This is a genomic window from Erysipelatoclostridium sp. An15, from assembly GCF_002160675.1.
GTDB classification, from domain to species: domain Bacteria; phylum Bacillota_I; class Bacilli_A; order Erysipelotrichales; family Coprobacillaceae; genus Thomasclavelia; species Thomasclavelia merdavium.
In genome coordinates this window covers 1-1,493 of the sequence record NZ_NFLA01000108.1, presented here as the reverse complement: position 1 = coordinate 1,493, position 1,493 = coordinate 1, and the positions used below count along the sequence as shown (strand labels likewise).

Below are 1,493 nucleotides of genomic sequence, written 5' to 3'. Positions count from 1 at the left end.
AAGTCGGACACATTTTCCTTTGCCTTTTCCTTAGCGGAGTGCAGGGCATAGGCGGTCTGTGTCGGCATATCCTTGATATTCTCCTTGACAGCCGTTGCCTTGTCCTTGACCTTGTTTTTTGTATCAAGCACCGCACCTATGGCTGAACCCGCTCGGCTTCCAAAAGAAGTATTTTCTCGGCGTTCTTTTCTGCCCGTACCAGCTCTAGTAGATTTCCCAGAACCGTCATTCATGGTTGTTCCTGCTACTGTGCCAGCCACCGCACCAGCAACGCTTCCAGCACCGACAGCCCTTGCGATACGGTGTTCCATACGCCTAGCCCTGTGTCGCATGAACATGTACGGGCGACGGAATATCCTGCGTCCCATGCTCTGGCTGTCCCCAGCGTTTAAGCTGAACATACTCATAAGGTCGCCCAGCTTCATGTAGATACCTGCAAAGCACACTATCTGTAAGAACGCAATCATAAAGAACGGGTAATCCGTGGAGATATTGTAGAACATACTGGAAATACTGAAAGCCACCGTGACAATGAGCGTTATCCCAGCCCTTGTCATAATCGTATTGAACACTCGGACGATTGCCTGTTTTGCCATGTTCTCATAGCTGGGTATCATGGAGAGCAGGAAGCTAATCGGCAGGAACATAGCGAAGATGATAAATAGTATCTGGGAAAATATCATCATGCCCGTAAGCAGGAATACGAATATCGTTATCCCCAGATTGAAGATAAGCAGGAAGAACACCATTCCCAGACGGTTGATGACCTGTGGTATCGTCAGATTGTCGTTGTCGTTATCCTCGATTTCCGTTTTCACCACGTCCTCACGGGTCGCCCCGTCGTCGGCAGAGGGACTAGCCGATACCAGAGCTTCCACACGGTCAGCCCCGATTTCCTCTATATCGCTGTTTCCGAACTGCAAAAGTAGCCACGGCTGTTGCACCTGTATGGAGAACAGGCTGTCCCTTATCAAGTCCACGCTGTCTTTTCCCGCACTGTCGCTGTCGGGAAGCATTATCTTTGTCCCCAAATTCAGCGAAGCCGTGGAAATGTCCGAAGAAAAGTCATTGATTTTTTTGATGTAGTCGGGAGCGTAGGCGATAAAGGAAGCGGACAGCACGAACACCACAACGAAGTTGATAACGGCGTGTAATGCCTTGCTGGTTTCTCGCTTTATCAGTCCCGTGTAGGCTACATAGATACCCACGATAAGGATAATGAGAAGCAGGAAGCCCACATAGAAGCCCGTACTTCCAAAGCCGTTTTCCGTCACGCCCGCTAGGGTCTGTATGCTCTTTCCGATACTGTCTGCCATGTCGTTGATGAAGTCCAGCTTATATGCCTGCTGGACGACGTACCCTGTGGCGTTACTTAGATACAGGCTGATAGTCCAGATAAAGTTGGTGATACAGTAAAGCCCGTATTGTACGGACTTCCCGATACCGTCCAGCCAGTTCCACGGAAGCCAGCCCCAGCTATTGTCCACATAGAA

The 1,493-nt window shown here is 49.8% G+C and carries 1 protein-coding gene; it reads right to left on the bottom strand.

Annotation, left to right across the window (positions count from 1 at the left end; genetic code table 11):
• On the bottom strand, positions 1-1,493 hold a 1,493-nt coding region (locus B5E92_RS15210; RefSeq protein WP_087303545.1), incomplete at both ends, for a CD3337/EF1877 family mobilome membrane protein.